Origin of the sequence: Massilia suwonensis, assembly GCF_042655665.1 — a bacterium.
In the GTDB taxonomy this organism is placed as follows: Bacteria; Pseudomonadota; Gammaproteobacteria; order Burkholderiales; family Burkholderiaceae_D; genus Telluria; species Telluria suwonensis.
In genome coordinates this window covers 1,554,214-1,569,986 of the sequence record NZ_JBHSMR010000013.1, presented here as the reverse complement: position 1 = coordinate 1,569,986, position 15,773 = coordinate 1,554,214, and the positions used below count along the sequence as shown (strand labels likewise).

Below are 15,773 nucleotides of genomic sequence, written 5' to 3'. Positions count from 1 at the left end.
CGAGGCGCGGGCCAGGGCCGAAGAGAGACGGCGAGGCAGGCAGCCGGATTGAAATGATGCGTGTATAAAGCGTTGACTCAAAATGACGGGGTTCGTCCAGCAAAGTTATCGACTGGAGCCAACTTTTCAGGGCTGGCTCTTCACAAATTCCAGCACTTCATCGACGTGATCATTGACCTTCACGCCACGCCATTCTTTCACCAATCGGCCGGCAGCGTCAACGACAAACGTACTGCGCTCGACCCCCCTGACTTGCTTGCCGTACATCATCTTATTCTTCATCACGCCGAACTGGGTGCACACCAGTTCGTCGGGGTCGGAGATCAGTTCGAAAGGCAGGCCGAGCTTGGATTTGAAGCCCTCGTGCGAGCGCAGCGAATCGCGGCTGATGCCGTAGACTTCGGCGCCCGCAGCCAGGAATTCGTCATGCTTGTCGCGGAAGGCCATGCTCTCCGTGGTGCAGCCCGGGGTATTGTCCTTCGGGTAGAAATACAGCACCGTGTACTTGGCCGGACGCCCGCCGAGCTGGAAGGTCTGGTCGCCGGTCATGGCGGCGGAAAAGTTCTCTACAGTTGCTGCGCTGGGGCTGACGGCCACGGGATTCTCCTGGACAGGTAAGGGGGCAGGATGTGTTTACCCATCCTGCAACCCTGTCATCATAATCGGCCATGCATCCGGATGCCACCCTGGCATGCCGATATGTCAATAGCCGCTTCGATATGGGGTCAATCTGCCAGCATTCAATAGAGCAAGTTTTGGCTCAGGCCGCGCCGCCCTCGATGATCAGCGCCAGCGTCACCTTGCGGCCTTCGCCCATCAGCACGTTGTAGGTGCGGCAGGCGGCCTGGCTGTCCATCGATTCGACGCCGATGTGGCGCGCCGACAGCGAGCCGATCAGGCGCGGGTGCACGAAACGCTGGCGCTCGCCGGTGCCGAGGATGACGACGTCGGGCGCATCCACGGCGATCTGGTCGAAGTGGGCACTCTGCAGGTCTTCGAAGCGCTGGACGTCCCAGCGGCGCGGCGGGGTTTCGGGCATCACCAGCACGCTGTAGTCGAAACGCTGGGCATTGATTTCCACGCCCGAGGCGTCGTAGCCGGTCACGGTCTGGTATTGTTGGGTGTTGTCGGAATGGAGCTTCATGGCGGATTCAGGCGACGGAACGGGCTGCCATTGTAACCTTTCCGTCACGTTTGCCGCTCCGGCACGCCGGGCAGGCCCAAGGTTGCTTAAATCTGAAGCTTTCGGCAGAATGGTATTTTTCGCACTGCAACATGCGGGCGGGCGTTTTGACAAAAAAGGTGATCATTTGCGACCGATTCTGAAATCGAACAAGCTCGACGACGTCTGCTACGAAATCCGCGGCCCGGCGCTCGAGCAGGCGCGCCAGATGGAAGACGACGGCCACAAGATCATCAAGCTCAATATCGGCAACCTCGCCGTGTTCGGTTTCGATCCGCCCGACGAGATCATGCAGGACATGATCCGCAACATGCACGGCGCGGCCGGCTATACCGATTCGAAGGGCATGTTCGCGCCGCGCAAGGCGGTCATGCACTACACCCAGCAAAAGAAGATCGCCGGCGTCAAGATCGACGACATCTACCTGGGCAACGGCGCCTCGGAACTGATCGTGATGGCGATGCAGGGCCTCCTGAACAACGGCGACGAAGTGCTGGTGCCGGCGCCCGACTACCCGCTGTGGACGGCGGCCGTCAGCCTGGCCGGCGGCGCCCCGGTGCACTACGTGTGCGACGAGGGGGCAGGCTGGATGCCCGACATCGCCGACATGCGCAAGAAAATCACGCCGAATACGCGCGCGATTGTCGTCATCAACCCGAACAACCCGACCGGCGCCCTGTATCCGCGCGAAGTCCTGCTCGACATCATCGAGCTGGCGCGCCAGCACAGCCTGATCATCTACGCCGACGAAATCTACGACAAGGTGCTCTACGACGGCCACCAGCACGATTCGATCGCCTCGCTGGCGGACGACGTACTGTTCGTGACCCTGAACGGCCTGTCGAAGAATTACCGCTCCTGCGGCTACCGCGCCGGCTGGATGGTGATCTCGGGCGAAAAACGCCATGCGAAAGACTATATCGAGGGGCTGAACATGCTGGCCTCGATGCGCCTGTGCGCGAACGCCCCCGGGCAGTTCGCGATCCAGACGGCGCTCGGCGGCTACCAGAGCATCAACGACCTGGTCGGCCCCGGCGGGCGCCTGCTCAAGCAGCGCGACCTCGCGCACAAGCTGCTGACCGATATTCCGGGTGTGTCCTGCGTCAAGCCAAAAGCGGCGCTCTACATGTTCCCGCGCCTGGACCCGGCGATGTATCCGATCGCCGACGACCAGCAGTTCATCTGCGAACTGCTGGGCGAGGAAAAGGTCTTGCTGGTGCAAGGCACCGGCTTCAACTGGCACGCGCCGGACCACTTCCGGCTCGTGTTCCTGCCCAATTCCGACGACCTGACGGATGCCTGCGGACGCATCGCACGCTTCCTCGACGGTTACCGACGACGCCACGCGCGCTAATCACCCACTATCGACCATGAAACCCATCAAAGTTGGCCTCCTCGGCATCGGCACCGTCGGTGCCGGCACCTTCAACGTGCTGCAGCGTAACCAGGAAGACATTCGCCGCCGCGCCGGACGCGGCATCGAAATCACCATGGTCGCCGCCCGCAACCTCGAGCGTGCCGCACGCATCATTGGAGCCAACGGCGGCGCCTGCCAGATCGTCGACGATCCCTTCCTGGTCGTGGACAGCCCCGACGTCGACATCGTCGTCGAGCTGATCGGCGGCTACGAGCTGCCGCGCGAGCTGGTGCTGAAAGCCATTGCCAACGGCAAGCACGTGGTCACGGCCAACAAGGCTTTGTTGGCCCTGCACGGCAACGAAATCTTCGCCGCCGCCCAGGAAAAGGGCGTCATGGTCGCCTTCGAGGCGGCGGTCGCCGGCGGCGTGCCGATCATCAAGGCGCTGCGCGAAGGCCTGACCGCCAACCGCATCGAATCGGTGGCCGGCATCATCAACGGCACCACCAACTTCATCCTGTCCGAGATGCGCGACAAGGGCCTCGACTTCGCCGAGGTCCTGAAAACCGCGCAGGAACTCGGGTATGCCGAGCTCGACCCGACCTTCGACATCGAGGGCGTAGACGCGGCCCATAAACTGACCATCATGTCGGCGATCGCCTTCGGCATCCCGGTGCAGTTCGACAAGGCCCACGTCGAGGGCATCAGCGCCCTGCAGGCCGACGACATCCGCTATGCCGAACAGCTCGGCTACCGCATCAAGCTGCTGGGCATCACGCGCCGCGCCAACGTCGATGGCGTCGAAGGCATCGAACTGCGCGTGCACCCGACCCTGATCCCGGCGCAGCGCCTGATCGCCAACGTCGAAGGCGCGATGAACGCGGTGCTGGTCGAAGCCGACGCCGTCGGTTCGACCCTCTACTATGGCAAGGGCGCCGGCTCCGAGCCGACCGCGTCCGCCGTCATCGCCGACCTGGTCGACGTGACCCGCCTGGCCACCGTCGACCCGTATTGCCGCGTGCCGCACCTGGCATTCCAGCCGAACCAGATGACCGACGTCGCGATCCTGCCGATGGCGGACATCGTGACCAGCTACTACCTGCGCGTGTACGTGAACGACCAGCTCGGCGTGATGGCCGACCTGACCCGCATCCTGGCCGACGCCGGCATCTCGATCGACGCAGTGCTGCAGAAGGGAACGCACGGCGACGCCCGCACCGACATCATCATGATCACCCACCAGACGCGCGAAAAGAACGTGAATGCCGCCATCGAGCGCATCGAGGCGCTCAGTTCCGTGGTCGGGAAGGTGATCCGGATCAGGCTCGAGACGCTCAGCTAACTAGCGTAGGTGTCGCCCGTCCGTCCGGGGCGGGGGACTGCACTCGATCAGGAATTCGAGTGCGAATTCGTCGACGGTGAGGGCGGGCATGCCGTCTTCCTCGTCGAGCGAAGCGGTGGTGAGATCGAGCAGCGCATGCTCGATGTCGTCATACGGCGCGTCGAGCGCGCCGCGCTGGATGGATGGGAGCTTGGGCGAATTCATCCGAGCATTCTACTCACGCTGCGCTGCACAAGGAGCGTCACCGCCGCCCCGCTTGCGCTGTCTCAAGCGCGTTGATCCGCGTCAATTCTAGCTTCCGCCGGCAGCGTCACCAGCACCTTCAAGCCGCCTTCTGCACTGGCCCCCAGGCTGACCGTGCCCCGGTGCAGCGCGACGATGTCGCGCACGATCGCCAGGCCGAGGCCGGTGCCGCCGGGATTGCTCTCCAGCGCCGTCCCGGCGCGGTAGAAAGGCGCGAACACCTTGTCGCGCTCGGATTCCGGAATGCCCGGGCCGCTGTCGGCCACTTCCAGCAGCACTTCCGTTCCCTGTTCCAGCACCCGCAGCAGCACCGCCCCGCCCGGCGGGGTGTAGCGGATCGCGTTGTCGACCAGGTTGCTTACCAGTTCGTGCAGCAGCAGGGCCTGGCCCTCCACCAACGCCTCGCCGCTCGCATCCAGCGACAGGTCGACCGATTTTTGCACCGCCGGCAGGGCCAGTTCGAGCCCGACCTGGCGCACCACGTCGGGCAGCGAGACCGGCGCCATGGACGCGCTGTCGCCGCCGTGCTCGATGCGCGCCAGGCTCAGGAGCCGGTTCGCCAGGTGCACGGCCGAGTCGGTGGTGGCGGCGATCGAGCGCACGATCTCGCGCATCGCGGCCGGATCGTTCTCGCGCAGGGCCAGCTCGGCCTGAGTCTTGAGCACCGTGAGCGGCGTGCGCAGCTGGTGCGAGGCGTCGGCGATGAAGCGGCGCTGGCCGGCGATCAGCTGCTGCAGCCGTCCCATCGCCCCGTTCATGGCGCCCACCAGCGGGCGCACTTCACGGTGCACCATGGCCGGATCGACGTTCGACAGGTCGGACACGGGCCGCGTCTCCACCTCGTTCTTCAGGCGCATCAGCGGCTGCAGCACCAGGCGCACGGCAAACCAGACCAGGGTGCCCACCGCCAGCACCAGCACCGCCTGGCGCACCAGCGTGTTCACCAGGATGCGCCGCGACAGCGCGCGCCGCGCGTCGAGCGTTTCGCCGACCTGGATCAGGGCGATGCCGCGCATCGAATCGTCGTAGACCGGCTGCAGCAGGGCGGCGATGCGCACCGGCTCGCCGTTGTAGTCGGCCTGGTAGAAGCGCACCAGGGCCGGATACAGTTCGGAGCGCGGCACGTTCGCCGGCACGGCGGGCAGGTCGGGGTAGCCCGACACGGTCTCGCCATGCAGGCCGGTGACGCGGTAGAAAATGCGGCCCAGGGTGTCGGTCTCGAAGCTGTCGAGGGCGACGTAGGGCACGTCCGCCACCACTTTGCCGTCGCGTACCGAGACCCGCTCGGCGAGCGCGCGCGTGGAGGCCAGCAGCGAGCGGTCGTAGGCGATGTCGGCCGCTTCCAGCGCATCGCGGTAGAGCGAGACGGAATTGATCGCGACCAGCAGCAGCAAGGGCACCAGCAGCCTGCGCAGCAGCTGGCCGCGCAGGCTGCCGAGCGCCTGGGAGCCGCCGGCGTGGCGTCGCAACAGCGCGGACAAGGCCATGGACCTAGGACGCGCCGCGCGGCTGCAGCAGGTAGCCGATGCCGCGCAAGGTAGTGATCGCGGCGCCGCCTTCCTGGCGCTTGTCGAGCTTCTTGCGCACCCGGTGGATGTAGAGCTCGATGGCGTCGATGTTGGCGTCGTCGTCGAGGGCGAAGACTTCGTCGAACAGCTTCTCTTTCGACACCGCGCGGCCCTGGCGCGCGATCAGCGTCTCCAGTACCGCGTGCTCGCGCGGCGTCAGCGCCAGCGGCTCGCCGCCATAGGTGAACATGCGCGTCACCGTGTCGAAGCTGAGTACACCACATTGGTGCACCAGCGCCTCGTTGCCGACACTGCGCCGCAGCAGCGCCTTGACGCGCGCCTCCAGCTCGGCCAGTTCGAAGGGCTTGGGCAGGTAGTCGTCCGCACCCAGGTTCAGTCCCTGCACTTTTTCTTCCAGTCCGCCGCGCGCGGTCAGGATCAGGACCGGCGTCTTCGCGCGCGGGCCGGAACGCGCGCGCAGGCGGCGCAGCACGTCGAGGCCGTCCATCTTCGGCAAGGTGAGGTCGAGGATCACCAGCGCGTAGTCCTGGGTATGGAGCAGGGCGTCCGCGTCCGCGCCGTTGGCGGCGCATTCGACGGTGAGGTTGGCGTCGCGCAGGGCCTTCGATACCCAGTGCGACAGCTCGACATGGTCTTCGACTAACAGTATTCGCATGGCGCCAAGTGTAAGCGCAAAGCGCGCGCGGCGGCCAGTGCCTTGCACGTGCACTGGCCTGGTGCGTCTTGAAAGCGAATTGAAAGGAAGGCGCACATATAGTGAACACAGCAGGTCAAAAACATAACGACAATCGGAGATAGTATGAAGAAATCCCAGCTCGCGCTCGCCGTCCTGGCAGCGCTTTCCCTCGGCACCGCCGCCCACGCCCAAACCAACGTCCAGGTCTATGGCCTGATCGACGCCGGCGTCGAGTACCTCAATCACGCCAATGCCGACGGCGACAGCGTGGTGAAAGTGATCTCGGGCGGCAAGAACACCTCGCGCTGGGGCTTCAAGGGCAGCGAAGACCTGGGCGGCGGCCTGAAGGCCATCTTCGGCCTCGAAGGCGGCATCCTGATGGATACCGGCGCCGCCGACGGCGCCCTGTTCAAGCGCCAGGCCTATGTCGGCCTGGACGGCAAATTCGGCCGCGCCGTCATCGGCCGCTCCTTCACCACGGTTTACGACTTCGTCATCAAGTACGATCCGATGGGCTTCGCGCCGAACTACTCGTGGGCCACCTCGGGCGCGGCCACCGGCCCGTCGAAGTACGGCATGACGACCGCGTTCGACAACCTGATCAAGTATTCGGGCACGACCGGCGAATTCAGCTACGGCGCCAGCATCGGCCTGGGCGAACAGCCGAACAACAGCAACGACAGTCGCAAGTATGCGGTCGCTGGCGCCTGGAACCATGCGGGCCTGGGCCTGATGGCCGCCTTCGAGCAGGTCAACAGCAACCTGGTGGCCGCCACCGGCCGCCGCGACGAAGCCCGTGTCTTCCACCTCGGCGCCAACTACAAGACCGGCAACTTCAGCTACTTCGCAGCGATGCGCGGCTACAAGCAGGAGCAGGGCCGCGCCAACGCCGCCGACGTGCGCGCCGACACCTACTGGGCGGGTGTAGTCGACACCATCGGCAAGGTCACCCTGACCGGCGCCGTCTACCACGTCAACGTCAAGAACGTCGCGGCCAACCAGGACGCCGACCCGACCATGCTGGTGGTGCGCGGCATGTACGCGCTGTCCAAGCGCACCGACCTGTACCTGTCGGCGGCACACGTGAAGGGCAAGCACGAGCAGCTGGTCGGCCTGTCGCGCGACGATGCCGGTTTCGGCACCTCGCAGACCGGCGTCACCGCAGGCATCCAGCACCGCTTCTGAATCCTCGTCCACTGAGGCAGCCATGATGCGTACGCTCGTTACGCTGGTTCTGCTCGCCTGTGCTTTGAATGCACACGCGCTCGACGCCGAGTGCGTGGTGCCGTCGAAGCCGGGCGGCGCGATGGACCTGACCTGCAAGCTGGCCCGCAAGGGCCTGGAGGCGGGGGCCCGCGATACCCACGTGAAGTTGAGCTACATGCCGGGCGGGATCGGAGCGGTGGCCTGGCACACGCTGGTGTCGCAGCGGCGCGCCGAGCCGAACACGCTGGTCGCCTTTTCCGGCGGCTCGCTGCTCAACCTCGCGCAGGGCAAGTTCGGCAAGGCCACCGCGAACGACGTGCGCTGGGTCGCGGCCGTGGGCGCCGACTACGGCATGATCGCCGTGCGCGCCGACTCGCCTTACCGCAGCCTGCGCGCGCTGTTCGACGCCATCCGGCGCGATCCGCAGGCGGTGCTGATCGGCGTTTCCGGCACCATCGGCAGCCAGGACTGGCTCAAGATGGCGATCCTGGCCCAGCACGCCGGCGTCGATCCGAAGCGGCTGCGCTTCGTCGCCCTCGAAGGCGGCGGCGAAAGCTTCACCGCGATGGGGGCCGGCTTCGTGCAGGTGGTCTCGGGCGACGCCTCCGAAGCCGCGCTGTACGCCGGCGACGGCAAGGTGCGCATCCTGGCCGTGCTGGCCGAGCAGCGCCTGCCCGGCGTACTGAAGGACGTGCCGACCGCGCGCGAGCAGGGCGTCGACGTGGTCTGGCCCCTGATCCGCGGCGTCTGGATGGGGCCGGGCGTCGCGGAGGCCGACTACCGCCGCTGGGTGGACGCTTTTGTCCGCATGCAGGCCTCGCCCGATTACGCGCGCCTGCGCCAGGAGGCCGGCCTCTACCCCTTCTCGATGACCGGCGACGCACTTACCCGCCACATCAAACAAGCAGTATCCGACTACAACCGGCAAGCCGAACGATTCCACCTCGTGCGATAGCCGGATAAAACATCACGCATCAACAACACACACGGAGACAAACATGAACGCAACCAAGACCCTGATCGCCGCCGCCATCCTCGCCGCCTGCGCCGTCCCGGCGCTGGCCCAGGTGCCGGCCGGCTATCCCGCCAACTACAAACAGGTCGTCGACGCCGCGAAAAAGGAAGGCAAGCTGGTGATCTACGGCGCGACCGACAGCAAGGCCGCGCAGCCCCTGATCCGCGACTTCAACGCGCTCTACCCGGGCATCACCGTCGAATACAACGACATGAATTCGACCGAAGTCTACAACCGCTTCATCTCGGAAGTGGCGGCCGGCGGCGGCACCGCCGACGTGCTGTGGTCCTCGGCGATGGACCTGCAGATCAAGCTGGCCTCGGGCGGCTATGCGCTGCCTTACCGCTCGGTCGAAGCGGGCAAGATCCCGGGCTGGGCGGTGTGGAAGGACATGGCCTACGGCACCACCTTCGAGCCGGCGGCGATCGTCTACAACAAGCGCCTGGTCACCGGCGCCGAGGTGCCGCAGACCCACGCCGATTTCGCCAAACTGATCGTGCAGCCGAAGTTCAAGGACAAGGTCACCAGCTACGACATCGAGAAGTCGGGCGTGGGCTTCATGTTCATGACCCAGGACGCCCAGGACTACAAGGATTTCGCGAATCTGCAGCAAGCCTTCGGCACCGCGAAACTGCGCGTGCAGTCCTCGACCGGCACCATGCTCGAGCGGATCTCCTCGGGCGAAAACCTGATCGGCTATAACGTGCTCGGTTCGTACGCGCTGGTGCGCGCCAAGACCGACCCGTCGCTGGGCGTGGTGCTGCCGAAGGACTACACGCTGATCATGTCGCGCGTCCAGTTCATCAACAAGAGCGCGAAGAACGTGAATGCCGCCAAGCTGTGGATGGATTACCTGCTGTCGCAGCGCGGCCAGACCATCATCGCCAACGATTCCAAGCTGTTCGCGATCCGCGGCGACGTGAAAGGCGAGACCACCTCGACCGAACTGATCGAGATGGTCGGCGAGAAGAACATCAAGCCGATCCCGGTCGGCACCGACGTGCTGGAATACCTGGCCCCGGCCGCGCGCATGGCCTTCCTGAAGAACTGGAAGGACACCGCCGGCAAGAAGTAAGCGGGGGGGGGGCGGACCTGCGGGTCCGCCTGCCGCCTTTGCCTGTTCTCCCTCTCCTGATCGGATCACCCATGTCTACTGTTTCCCTGCCCGGCGCCCACGCGGCCGCGGACGGCGCCGCCGCATTGCCTATGAGGCGCGGAAAGCGCCTGAACTGGCCGCGCGGCCTCGTCGTCGTGCTGACCGTGCTGGCGGTCTTCGTGCCCCTCATCCTCATCTTCTACCAGAGCTTCCTGACCGCGCCCTTCTTCATGCCGGACAAGGAACTGGGCCTGGACGCCTTCCGCTTCATCTTCGACGATCCCGACTTCGCCGTCGCCTTCCGCAACGGCCTGGTGCTGGCCGCCGGCCTGGCCGCGATCGCCGTGCCCCTGGGCGGCATCCTCGCCTTCCTGATGGTGCGCACCGACCTGCCGGGTCGCGGCTGGATCGCGCCGGTGCTGCTGGTGCCGATCTTCGTGTCTCCCATGGTGATGGGCTTCGGCTACGTGGTCTCGATGGGACCGGTGGGCTTCTATTCGACCTGGGTGAAGGACCTGATCGGCTTCGTGCCCTGGAACGTGTATTCCTTCGCCAGCATCGTCGTGATCGCCGGCCTGACCCACGTCCCGCACGTCTACCTGTACGCCTCGTCGGCATTGAAGAGCCTCGGCTCGGACGTCGAGGAAGCCGCGCGCGTCTCGGGCGCCTCGCCGCTGCAGGTGATGTTCAACGTCTCGCTGCCGATGATCATGCCGGCCCTGGCCTATGCCGGCGTGCTGGTGTTCTTCCTCGGCTTCGAAGTCTTCGGCCTGGTGCTGGTGCTGGGCGACCCGGAAGGCCACCTGGTGCTGCCGACCTACCTGTACAAGCTGACCAATAAACTGGGTACGCCTTCGTACCACCTGATGGCGGCGGTGGCCGTGTGCCTGGTGGCGGTGACGATGCCGCTGGTGATGCTGCAGCGCCGCCTGCTCAAGACGGCGAACAAATACGTCTCGATCAAGGGCAAGGGCGCGCGCCAGAAGCCGATGGCCCTGGGCCGCTGGAAATGGCTAGCGCTCGCGCTCCTGGGCGGCTGGGTGATGATCACGGTGGTGTTGCCGCTGTCGGGCATCGTGCTGCGCTCTTTCGTCCAGTACTGGGGCGAAGGCGTGCAGCTGAAGGACGTGCTGACCCTGCAGCACTTCCGCGACATCCTCGAACAGCACTCGCTGATGCGCGGCATCCTGAACACGGTGCTGATCGGCGTGATCGGCGGCGCGCTGGCCGTGGTCTGCTACACCGGCATCGCGCTGGCCATGCACCGCAAACCCGACGGCATCACCCGCCTGCTCGACTACAGCGTGCTGGTGCCGCGCGCGGTGCCGGGCCTGCTGGCCGGTCTCTCCTTCCTGTGGGTCTTCCTGTTCGTACCGAGCTGGCTGGACGGCATGCTGCAGGGGCTGGACAACCCGGTGGCCGCCTGGCTCTCGGCCAACCTGATTCCGCAACTGCGCGCGCTGCGCTCGACCATCTTCGCGCTGTGGCTGGCCTATTCCGTGGTCTGGCTAGCCTACGGCATGCGCCTGATCTCGACCGCGCTGCTGCAGGTCGGACCGGAACTGGAAGAGGCGGCGCGCGCGGTCGGCGCGACGCGCGGCCAGGTCACGCGCGACGTCACGCTCCCGCTGATCAAGTACGGGGTGCTGGGCGGCTGGCTGATGGTGTTCCTGATTTTCGAACGCGAATACTCGACCGGCGTGTATCTGCTCTCGCCGGGCACCGAAGTGATCGGCGCGATGCTGGTGTCGCTATGGGCCGGCGGCTCGACCGACCTGGTGGCGGCGCTCTCGTTCATCAACATCACCCTGGTCGCGATCGGCCTGGGCATCGCGCTGCGCTTCGGCGTCAAGCTTCACAACTAAACACTACGAGACATGACCATGAACGTTTTGACCGTCAACGACCTGCACCTCGACTACGGCAGCGGCGCCAGCGCCAACCCGATCCTGAAAGGGGTCTCGATGCACCTCAAGCGCGGCGAAGTGGTGGCCCTGCTGGGACCATCGGGCAGCGGCAAGACCACGCTGCTGCGCGCGGTGGCCGGCCTGGAAAGCCCGCGCCAGGGCACGATCGACATCGGCGAGCGCCGCGTGTTCGACGGCGCGCGCAAGCATGAACAACCGGCCGAGGAACGCAACCTCGGCCTGGTGTTCCAGTCCTATGCGCTGTGGCCGCACAAGACCGTGTTCGACAACGTCGCCTACGGCCTCAAGCTGCGCAAGACCGGCAAGGGCGAGATCGAGGCCAAGGTGAACGAGGTGCTGTCGCAGCTGGGCCTCGGCCACCTCGGCAAGCGCTTCCCGCACCAGCTCTCGGGCGGCCAGCAGCAGCGCGTGGCGATCGCCCGTGCGCTGGTCTACAACCCGCCGGTGATCCTGCTCGACGAGCCGCTGTCGAACCTGGACGCCAAGCTGCGTGAGGAAGCGCGCGTCTTCCTGCGCGAACTGATCGTGCGCCTCGGCCTGTCGGCGCTGATGGTGACCCACGACCAGAACGAGGCGATGGCGATCGCCGACCGCATCCTCTTGCTCAACAATGGTAGGATCGAGCAGGAAGGCACACCGCAAAGCATGTACGAAACTCCCGACACCCTGTTCACCGCCGAATTCATGGGCAGTAACAACCGCCTGCCGGCCACGGTCCTCGAGCGCAGCGGCGGCCGGGTCGCGCTGCGGATCGAAGGCATCGCCCTGCATGGCAGCGCGCGCGGCGCGAACAGCGGTCCGGAGGCCACGACCCTGATCCGCGTCGAAGACGTCAAGATCAGCCGCGAGCGCGTGGGTAACGGCGTGCAGCTGCCGCTGGTGACGAGCATGTACCTGGGCGACCGCTGGGAGTGCCTGTTCAAGGCCGGCGACACGTCGGTGCGGGCGTACTCGCGCCAGCGTGTCGACCCGGGTGCCTACTGGCTCGAAATGCCGTCGGAGAAGCTCTGGGTATTCTGACTTCCATCGCCACACGCAGCGCCGCGCCCGGGCCGCTGCGCTCCTTTGCGCTTGCGCTCGCGCTGGCGCTGGCCGCCGCGCAGCTGTGCCTCTGGCTCGATACGCCGCTGCCGTGGATGATCGGGCCGCTGTTCTCGACGGCCTGCGCCTGCATGCTGGGCGCGCGGCTGACGGCGCCGGTGCAGGCGCGCGAAGCGGGGCAGTGGGCGATCGGCACCGCGCTCGGCCTGTACTTCAGCGCGCCGGTGCTGGTGGTGCTGGCCCGGTATGCGGGCTGGATCGCGCTCGCCGTGGCCTTTGCGGTGGTGGTCGGCCTGGCCGGCGGCTGGCTGCTGCGGCGCCTGTCCGGCGTTGACCGCGCCACCGCCTTCTTCGCGATGGCCGTCGGCGGCGCTTCCGAGATGGCGGTGCAGGGCGAGCGCCACGGCGCTGCGTTCGATCGCGTCGCCGCCGCCCACAGCCTGCGCATCATGATGGTGGTCGGCACCATCCCCTTCGCGCTGCGCTGGTGGAGCACGCACGGCAGTTCGCCCGGCCACGACCTGTTCGTGCCCCTCGCCAGCGTGGTCAGCTATCCCGGACTGGCCGTGCTGGTGCTGGTGACCAGCATCGGCGCGCTGCTGCTTAAACGCCTCGGCATCCCGAACGCCTGGGTGATCGGCCCGCTGATGGTGGCGATGATGCTGACCGCATCAAGCATCGAACTCTCGCGCCTGCCCGAATGGATGATCCGCGGCGGCCAGCTCATGATCGGCGTCTCGCTCGGTACCCGCTTCACGCCCGAATTCGCGCACACGGCGCCGCGCTACCTGGCCAGCGTCGCGCTCTGCACCCTGATCACGCTGCTGTGCGCGGCGGGTTTCGGGCTGACCCTGGCCCAGCTCACCGGCATCCACCCCGGCACCGCGATCCTCGCCGCTTCGCCGGGCGGCATCGCCGAGATGTCGCTCACGGCGCGCGTGCTGCACCTGGGCGTGCCGATCGTCACCGCCTTCCACGTCACGCGCATGGTGACGGTCATCCTGATCGTCGGGCCCTTGTTCCGGCTGTTCTCGCGCCTGCGCTAGCGTCTCAGCTGCGGCTTGTTCCGGATCAAGCGGATGCAAGATGCTGTGCTTCCGGTATCGCCTGGCACTACCGAGAGGATTAGTATCGCTAGTTTGTTGCTTCACGGTAAATTTCTATATCCAAGCCCGGCCGGGTGTTGTAGATTACACACCGCCAGTCGCCAACGCCTGATAAGAGACCCTTGAATGAGCCAATCGAGCCAATTTTCCCTGCTGTCGCAACGCCGCTTCGCACCGTTTTTCTGGACCCAGTTCCTCGGCGCCTTCAACGACAACCTGTTCAAGACCGCCTTGCTGGTGGCGCTGACCTACGATGCCCTGTCCTGGACCACGATCTCCCCTGGCCTGCTCAACAACCTGATCCCGGGCCTGTTCATCCTGCCCTATGTCCTGTTCTCCGCCACCGCCGGCCAGATCGCCGACAAGGTCGAGAAGGGCCGGCTGGCGCGCTTCGTCAAGATGCTGGAAGTGGGCATCATGCTGGTCGCCTGCGTCGGCTGGCTGACCCACACCCTGTGGCTGCTGATCGCCGCCGTGGTCGGCATGGGCGTGCATTCGACCCTGTTCGGCCCTGTGAAGTACGCGTATTTGCCGCAGCACCTGAAATCCGAAGAGCTGGTCGGCGGCAACGGCGTGGTCGAGATGGGCACCTTCGTCGGCATCCTGCTGGGCGAAGTGGCGGGCGCCCTGCTGGTCGCCCATAAACCCTTCGGCATCGAACTCGTCGCCGGCGCCAGCCTGCTGATGGCCCTGTTCGGCCTGGCTGCCAGCTGGCGCATCCCGGTCTCGCCGGCACCGGTGCCCGAGCTCAAGATCAACTACAACTTCGTCACCGAGTCGGTGCGCAACCTGCGCTTCTCGAGCAAGAACCGCACCGTCTTCCTCTCCATGCTCGGCAATTCCTGGTTCTGGTTCTACGGCGCCCTGGTGCTGTCGCAATTCCCGGTCTACGCCAAGGATTACCTGCACGGCGACCACAGTGTCTTCGTGCTGCTGCTGACCGTGTTCTCGCTCGGGATCGGCATCGGTTCGCTGCTGTGCGAAAAACTCTCCGGCCGCAAGGTCGAGATCGGCCTCGTGCCCTTCGGCTCGATCGGCCTGTCGCTGTTCGGCATCGACCTGTATTTCGCCAGCCTGGCCTACACCAACACGGCGACCGTCGACGCCTTTGCGCTGATCGCACTGCCGGGCAGCCTGCGCATCCTGGCCGATCTGGTACTGATCGGCGTATTCGGCGGCTTCTTCATCGTGCCGCTGTTCGCGCTGATCCAGACCCGCTGCGATCCGAAACACGTTTCGCGCACGATCGCCGGCATGAACATCCTGAACGCCCTGTTCATGGTGGCCGCGGCCGGCGTCGCCATCCTGCTGCTCGGGCAGGGCTTCTCGATTCCGCAGATGTTCCTGATCACGGCCCTGCTGAACGCGGCGGTGGCGGTCTACATCTTCTCGCTGGTGCCGGAATTCCTGATGCGCTTCCTGGCCTGGCTCTTGATCCACACCATCCACCGCGTCAACACGGTCGACGTCGAGCGCATTCCCGACGAGGGGCCGGCCGTGCTGGTCTGCAACCACGTCAGCTATGTCGACGCCATCGTCATCGGCGCCGCCAGCCCGCGCCCGATCCGCTTCGTGATGGACCACCGCATCTTCAAGACGCCTTTCCTGGGCTGGATCTTCCGTACCGCGAAAGCCATCCCGATCGCGCCGGCCAAGGAAGACCCGTTCATGATGGAACGCGCCTTCGTCGACATCGCCGAAGCGCTGCACCAGGGCGACCTGGTCTGCATCTTCCCCGAGGGGAAGCTGACAACGACGGGCGAGATGAGCGAATTCCGCGGCGGCATCGCGAAGATCGTCGAGCGCAGCAAGGTCCCCGTGATCCCGATGGCGCTGCGCGGCCTGTGGGGCAGCGTCTTTACACGCGACCCGGGCAACCTGTTCGAGCGTTCGTTCTCGCGCGGCCTGCGCTCGAAACTGGCGCTGGCGGTGGGCGTGCCGGTGGCGCCGCAGGAGGCGACGCCGGAGTACCTGTACGAACAGGTGCGCGAGCTGCGCGGAGAATGGAAGTAATCCGGGAAGCAAGCTGACGGCGTTTGATCCGGATCGTC

The 15,773-nt window shown here is 65.8% G+C and carries 14 protein-coding genes; 9 read left to right on the top strand and 5 right to left on the bottom strand.

Translation table 11 applies throughout. The features are described 5' to 3' along the window. Nucleotides 1–126 precede the first annotated feature (126 nt). Both ACFPQ5_RS15100 and ACFPQ5_RS15095 read right to left on the bottom strand, forming a co-directional pair. Nucleotides 127–597, bottom strand: a complete 471-nt coding sequence (locus ACFPQ5_RS15100; protein WP_379757161.1) for a peroxiredoxin — start codon at nt 595–597, stop codon at nt 127–129. 163 nt (nt 598–760) lie between these two features. After that, a complete protein-coding gene (locus ACFPQ5_RS15095) occupies nt 761–1,144 on the bottom strand; it encodes an Mth938-like domain-containing protein (protein WP_379757158.1) in 384 nt (127 codons plus the stop codon). 166 nt (nt 1,145–1,310) lie between these two features. Between ACFPQ5_RS15095 and ACFPQ5_RS15090 the strand changes: the two genes are divergently transcribed. After that, nucleotides 1,311–2,537, top strand: coding sequence for a pyridoxal phosphate-dependent aminotransferase (locus tag ACFPQ5_RS15090; protein ID WP_379757155.1), 1,227 nt, complete (start codon nt 1,311–1,313; stop codon nt 2,535–2,537). 16 nt (nt 2,538–2,553) lie between these two features. Continuing rightward, nucleotides 2,554–3,882 carry a homoserine dehydrogenase gene (locus ACFPQ5_RS15085; protein WP_379757151.1) on the top strand — a complete coding sequence of 443 codons (1,329 nt, stop codon included), beginning with the start codon at nt 2,554–2,556 and terminating at the stop codon, nt 3,880–3,882. On the opposite strand, the gene ACFPQ5_RS15080 is transcribed toward ACFPQ5_RS15085, so the two are convergent. The 3 genes from ACFPQ5_RS15080 to ACFPQ5_RS15070 all read right to left on the bottom strand — a co-directional run bounded on the left by ACFPQ5_RS15080 (nt 3,883) and on the right by ACFPQ5_RS15070 (nt 6,309). Next, nucleotides 3,883–4,086, bottom strand: coding sequence for a hypothetical protein (locus tag ACFPQ5_RS15080; protein ID WP_379757148.1), 204 nt, complete (start codon nt 4,084–4,086; stop codon nt 3,883–3,885). It lies immediately after the preceding gene. A gap of 62 nt (nt 4,087–4,148) precedes the next feature. Then, on the bottom strand, nt 4,149–5,612 hold the full coding sequence (locus tag ACFPQ5_RS15075) for a sensor histidine kinase (RefSeq protein WP_379757145.1): 1,464 nt from the start codon (nt 5,610–5,612) through the stop codon (nt 4,149–4,151). A gap of 4 nt (nt 5,613–5,616) precedes the next feature. After that, nucleotides 5,617–6,309, bottom strand: coding sequence for a response regulator (locus tag ACFPQ5_RS15070; protein ID WP_379757142.1), 693 nt, complete (start codon nt 6,307–6,309; stop codon nt 5,617–5,619). 144 nt (nt 6,310–6,453) lie between these two features. On the opposite strand from ACFPQ5_RS15070, the gene ACFPQ5_RS15065 reads away from it, so the two are divergent. From ACFPQ5_RS15065 to ACFPQ5_RS15035, 7 genes are all read left to right on the top strand, one after another. Further along, nucleotides 6,454–7,515: a porin gene (locus ACFPQ5_RS15065; protein WP_379757139.1), complete on the top strand. Its 1,062-nt coding sequence runs from the start codon at nt 6,454–6,456 to the stop codon at nt 7,513–7,515. A 22-nt stretch (nt 7,516–7,537) separates the two neighbouring features. Then, nucleotides 7,538–8,491 (top strand): tripartite tricarboxylate transporter substrate binding protein, encoded by a 954-nt coding sequence (locus ACFPQ5_RS15060; RefSeq protein ID WP_379757136.1) that lies wholly within the window; start codon nt 7,538–7,540, stop codon nt 8,489–8,491. Nucleotides 8,492–8,534: 43 nt separating this feature from the next. Next, nucleotides 8,535–9,626 carry an ABC transporter substrate-binding protein gene (locus ACFPQ5_RS15055; protein ID WP_379757133.1) on the top strand — a complete coding sequence of 364 codons (1,092 nt, stop codon included), beginning with the start codon at nt 8,535–8,537 and terminating at the stop codon, nt 9,624–9,626. Nucleotides 9,627–9,697: 71 nt separating this feature from the next. Continuing rightward, complete coding sequence (locus ACFPQ5_RS15050; RefSeq protein WP_379757129.1) at nt 9,698–11,512, top strand: ABC transporter permease; 1,815 nt, start codon at nt 9,698–9,700, stop codon at nt 11,510–11,512. 18 nt (nt 11,513–11,530) lie between these two features. Then, entirely contained in the window at nt 11,531–12,595 is a 1,065-nt protein-coding gene (locus ACFPQ5_RS15045) for an ABC transporter ATP-binding protein (protein WP_379757126.1), read from the top strand. 5 nt (nt 12,596–12,600) lie between these two features. Continuing rightward, complete coding sequence (locus tag ACFPQ5_RS15040; RefSeq protein ID WP_379760125.1) at nt 12,601–13,662, top strand: AbrB family transcriptional regulator; 1,062 nt, start codon at nt 12,601–12,603, stop codon at nt 13,660–13,662. A gap of 186 nt (nt 13,663–13,848) precedes the next feature. After that, a complete protein-coding gene (locus ACFPQ5_RS15035) occupies nt 13,849–15,735 on the top strand; it encodes an MFS transporter (protein WP_379757123.1) in 1,887 nt (628 codons plus the stop codon). Nucleotides 15,736–15,773: the final 38 nt, after the last annotated feature.

Excerpts from the sequence above, each read along its gene's own strand:
- ACFPQ5_RS15095 (WP_379757158.1), bottom strand. The coding sequence starts at position 1,144 with ATGAAGCTCCATTCCGACAACACCCAACAATACCAGACCGTGACCGGC.
- ACFPQ5_RS15085 (WP_379757151.1), top strand. The coding sequence starts at position 2,554 with ATGAAACCCATCAAAGTTGGCCTCCTCGGCATCGGCACCGTCGGTGCC.
- ACFPQ5_RS15080 (WP_379757148.1), bottom strand. The coding sequence starts at position 4,086 with ATGAATTCGCCCAAGCTCCCATCCATCCAGCGCGGCGCGCTCGACGCG.
- ACFPQ5_RS15075 (WP_379757145.1), bottom strand. The coding sequence starts at position 5,612 with ATGGCCTTGTCCGCGCTGTTGCGACGCCACGCCGGCGGCTCCCAGGCG.
- ACFPQ5_RS15070 (WP_379757142.1), bottom strand. The coding sequence starts at position 6,309 with ATGCGAATACTGTTAGTCGAAGACCATGTCGAGCTGTCGCACTGGGTA.
- ACFPQ5_RS15065 (WP_379757139.1), top strand. The coding sequence starts at position 6,454 with ATGAAGAAATCCCAGCTCGCGCTCGCCGTCCTGGCAGCGCTTTCCCTC.
- ACFPQ5_RS15060 (WP_379757136.1), top strand. The coding sequence starts at position 7,538 with ATGATGCGTACGCTCGTTACGCTGGTTCTGCTCGCCTGTGCTTTGAAT.
- ACFPQ5_RS15055 (WP_379757133.1), top strand. The coding sequence starts at position 8,535 with ATGAACGCAACCAAGACCCTGATCGCCGCCGCCATCCTCGCCGCCTGC.
- ACFPQ5_RS15050 (WP_379757129.1), top strand. The coding sequence starts at position 9,698 with ATGTCTACTGTTTCCCTGCCCGGCGCCCACGCGGCCGCGGACGGCGCC.
- ACFPQ5_RS15045 (WP_379757126.1), top strand. The coding sequence starts at position 11,531 with ATGAACGTTTTGACCGTCAACGACCTGCACCTCGACTACGGCAGCGGC.
- ACFPQ5_RS15035 (WP_379757123.1), top strand. The coding sequence starts at position 13,849 with ATGAGCCAATCGAGCCAATTTTCCCTGCTGTCGCAACGCCGCTTCGCA.